Origin of the sequence: Archangium violaceum Cb vi76 (genome assembly GCF_000733295.1) — a bacterium.
GTDB classification, from domain to species: Bacteria; Myxococcota; Myxococcia; order Myxococcales; family Myxococcaceae; genus Archangium; species Archangium violaceum.
Window position 1 is genome coordinate 24,821 of the sequence record NZ_JPMI01000276.1, and the last position, 4,133, is coordinate 28,953.

The following is a 4,133-nucleotide window of genomic DNA, read 5'->3' on the forward strand; positions in this document are numbered from 1 at the left end:
GGATGTTTGCCCTGCTCTTGGGGTGCTTCGGCATCGGGGTGGTGCTCTTCGCGACGGTGGAGGTGAATGCCGTCGTGCACGTCCGCGAGGGAGAGGTGCTCTCCTCCCGGCCCCGCTCCGTCCACAAGGCGCCGTACGAGGTGCGGGTGGTGGCCCAGTACGTCAGGGAGGGAGACGCGGTACAGGAGGGCCAGCTCCTGATGCGCCTGGACAACGAGGAGGTCGACGCCGCCGCGCGGAAGGCGGAGGCGGACTACCAGGCCCTGGAGGAGGAGCTGCGGACAGTGGTGGAGCAGATGGACAATGCGGGCGAGCGGGCCGTGCGCCACCGCCGTCTGCTCGCCATCCTGCGGCGGAAACACGAGGTGGAGGAGGCGCAGGCCCGCGAGAGCCTGGGCGCGTTCTCCCGCCAGCTGGAGCTCGCCCGGGAGAAGCAGGCACTGGCGGAGGTGAAGGCGGAGCGCAGCCGCGGGCTGCACGAGCGAGGGCTGCTCTCGAAGGAGGAGCACGAGACGGACTACCGCGGCGTCCTGGAGGCGAGGAGCGCCGCCACCGAGCTGCTGAGGCTTCGGCGGGAGCAGGAGGCGGCCGGGAAGAAGCTGGGGGGCACCTACCGCGACGAGCTCACACGTGTCGAGCTGGAGCTCCTCGGCGCGGAGGCGGCGCGGCTCTCACTGCTCGAGCGCTCCAACAAGCTGCGGAGGGAGCTGGAGAAGCAGCGCGAGGAGAAGGAGCTGCGCGGCCGGCTCGCGGCCAGGCGGGAGGTGCGGGCGGACATCCGCGGCACCATCCGCTACGTCTACAATACGAAAGCGAGCAGCGACCGGCTCATCGCGGGAGAAATCCTGGTCGAGGTGGCGCCCGTGCTGGAGGAGGAGCACGCGCTGTATGCGAGGTTCAAGCTGACGCAGAACGAGGTGAAGCGAGTGCTGGCGGGCCAGCCGGCGCACCTCAAGGTGGACGCGTTTCATTTCCATCGGTACGGGGTGCTCGAGGGGCGCGTCCGCTACGTGTCCCCACCGAACGATGCCAATGAGTTCTTCGCCATCGTGGACCTGCCCCCGCCACACCCGTTCGAGGTCCGTCCGGGCTACAAGGTGCGAGGCGAGATCGTCACCGGGCAACTGCGGCTCTACGAGTTCGTCCTGGCGAAACTCTTCGACCGCTTCGAGGGGGAGCAAGCAGGGGCGGCGGGGGCCCCGGAGTCGCAGCAGCCGCAGCCCAGCCCGGGGTGACTCCGGGCCCCCTGTACCTGCTCGTCCTCCCGAGCCCCAGACCGTCTACCGGGCTCCGCTCCCAGGGGGGCTGCCGAGCGGATGCCGCGGTGCGGTGGGGTTCTGCGCAGTGCGTCGCGCACCCGGCGAGTGCGTAACATCCTGCGCGGTGCTCCGTGCGTGCTGTACCTGCGACTGCATTGACAACATGCACACGGGTAGGCGCGAAATGCGTCCTTCGCGCGAGACACGAGAGCTGTCCGCGGCTTCAGGACTTTGAACACCATGACGACCCCTTCCCCCATCGCCCACGCTCCGAACGCGGAGTTCCTTCCGCAGGCCGAGGCCGCCCATGGCGCCCCGCACTCCGCTGTCCCCACCGGACGCGTGTCGAAACACCCGCTGGAGCTCGTCTATCCCGGCAGTGGCCACGTCAGCGCCAAGCAGGCCTTCCTGGTGTGGCTGGCGTACCCCGGGGCCCGGCTGACGGACCTGGGGACGGTGGTCCAGGGAGAGCGCGGCCAGCGGCTGCTGGCCCTGCGCTACATCATCGCCAACGGGGCCATCTGGCAGACCCGCTTCGTGTGGAAGCCGGCACTCCAGGCCCTCTCGGGCGGGGAGACGGCCGCCGCCGCCGCCGTGGAGGCCCTGCTCGCGGACATCGCCCGGCTGAAGGCCGAGCTGTCGGTGGACCCGCGGGCGCACCACGCATGGGCCCGCGACTTCGTGTCTCCCGAGGCGGGGCGGCGCCTGGGCGAGTACCTGGCGGAGGCGGAGACGCTGCGCTTCCTGGTGCTGATGCACGTGGACGAGGAGCTGCGGAAGCACCTCTTCGGACGGGTGCGCGCGCGGGCGGAGGAGCTGCTGAACACCGCGCCCGCGGCCCTGGATCTGCTCTATCTGGCCACCACGGACCTGTACGCCTTCCCCGCGACCACCGTGAGCGCCGGGGCGCTGAAGTACATCATCGTCGTGGACAAGGGGGAGATGGGGGTCCGGGCGGTCCGCGAGTGCATCGCGCTCGGGATGACGCCCGTGGTCTGCCACAGCCTGCAGGACGATGCGGACGCGCTGCAGGTCCGGCTCGCACGCGCGCACGGTGGCTTCACCGTGGGCCTGCAGGGGACGTTCCGCGAGACGTACGCCAACTACGTCCAGATTACGGACAAGGTCACCTGCGCCTTCCAGGAGCGCTTCGGAAAAACATGGGAGCGGGAGCTGGCCCGGGCCGCCGTCTACCCGGGCTACGGGCCGCTCGCCGAGAACGCCTCCGCCATCCGCCACTTCCGCCAGAACGGCCTCATCTTCATCGGTCCCATGCAGGACGTGGTGGAGCGGGCGGGTGACAAGCGGACCTTCCGCTCCATGGTGCAGCAGCTCGACCCCCGCGCGGTGACGCCGGGCATCACCCTGGAGGCGAGCGACGCGAAGGTCATCCAAGAGCGCATCGAGGAAGCGTTCCGCAACGGCGTCTTCAGCTTCCCGGGCCGGCTCAAGGCCGCCAACGGCGGCGGTGGCCGCGGCCAGGCCGTCTGCCAGAGCCTCGAGGCCCTGCCGGCGGCCATCACCAAGGTGCTGGGGGAAATCCAGGCGAACGGCTGGGATGCGGGCGTGATGTTCGAACAGAACATCCCGGAGACCATCCACCTGGAAGTGCAGGTGCTCCGGGACCGCTACGGGAACACCCGCCACTTCGGGATGCGGGACTGCAGCGAGCAGCGGGCGAGCCAGAAGATTCAGGAGGAGGCCCCTCCGGCCCTGCTGCGGGCCTCGCCGGAGTTGCGGGAGCGTGTGCAGCAGCTCGCGGTGCGCTTCGCGGACGAGGTGGGCTACGTGGGCGCCGGCACCATCGAGCTCATGTACAAGGCGGGGCGGTACTACTTCCTGGAGATGAACACGCGCATCCAGGTGGAGCACCCCGTCACCGAGGAAGTGCACGCCATCCGCCGCGGCGAGGAGCTCGAGCCGCTCAACCTGGTGCAGTGGCAGATGCGGATTGCCAACGGCGAGCCCATCGACTTCGAGCAGGGCCAGCTCGTGTGCACCCACGTGGGGCGCGAGTTCCGCATCAACGCCGAGAGCTGGATGCCGAACCTGAAGGACAGCCGCGACGGTGGGGTGGGCCTGTTCGTCCCCAACGCGGGCAAGTTCGACCGCATCGAGATTCCCGCCACGGACGTCATCCTCGCGAAGCTGAAGGAGGCGGGGACGACGGGGCTCCAGGACCTGAAGATCCGGTTCGACTGTGGCTTCGAGCCCGGGGACACCCTGGTCAACAAGGACCCGACGTTCGGCAAGCTCATCATCTCGGTGGCCGCGGAGGAGAACGCCTACGAGCTGCTCCGCCTGGTCTGCATCGAGGTCCTCGCGCAGATGCGCATCGAGGGCCGGCAGGTGCGCCCGGACGGCGTCGCGCTGGACGGCAAGCCCTTCCTGACCAACCTCGGGGACCACGTGCGCATCCTCGAGATGCCGCTCATGAAGCAGCACATGCGCGACACCGCCCCCGAGCGCCACGTCAACTGGGTGGTGGCGGCGCTTCGCGCGGCCAGATAGTCCGGCGGGAACCCCACTCGGGCCTGGTGCTGGTGGTGCACGTGGGCACCACGTGGCTGCGTCATCCGGCGCATTCTTGGCCACCTGCACCTGCCCGAGCTGCCCCCACACCGTCCTCACGGTGTTCAACCTGCTGTTGAAGGTGGCCGGCGCCCAGCATTGTAGAAAAGGCGAAGGGCCCGGAACCTTACGATTCCGGGCCCTTCTATTGGCGAGGAGTACGGGACTTGAACCCGTGGCCTCCGGCGTGACAGGCCGGCGTTCTAACCAACTGAACTAACTCCCCATGAGACGGCTCGGAGCGGGTCGCACCCCGAGCGGCGTCGCTGTGTGCAGGCGTTATTAACTGATCGGAACTCCGTG

At 69.2% G+C, this 4,133-nt stretch carries 2 protein-coding genes and 1 tRNA gene; 2 read left to right on the top strand and 1 reads right to left on the bottom strand.

Annotation, left to right across the window (positions count from 1 at the left end):
* The first annotated feature begins 2 nt into the window (after positions 1–2).
* Together Q664_RS38010 and Q664_RS38015 are read left to right on the top strand one after the other, a co-directional pair.
* The gene (locus Q664_RS38010) at positions 3–1,235 is read left to right on the top strand and encodes an HlyD family secretion protein (protein WP_043407561.1); all 1,233 of its coding nucleotides are present in this window, start codon (positions 3–5) and stop codon (positions 1,233–1,235) included.
* 264 nt (positions 1,236–1,499) lie between these two features.
* Positions 1,500–3,770, top strand: coding sequence for an ATP-binding protein (locus tag Q664_RS38015; RefSeq protein ID WP_084610646.1), 2,271 nt, complete (start codon positions 1,500–1,502; stop codon positions 3,768–3,770).
* Between the two features lie 209 nt (positions 3,771–3,979).
* Here the strand turns inward: Q664_RS38015 and Q664_RS38020 are convergent.
* Positions 3,980–4,056: transfer RNA gene (locus Q664_RS38020), tRNA-Asp, on the bottom strand.
* Positions 4,057–4,133 lie beyond the last annotated feature (77 nt).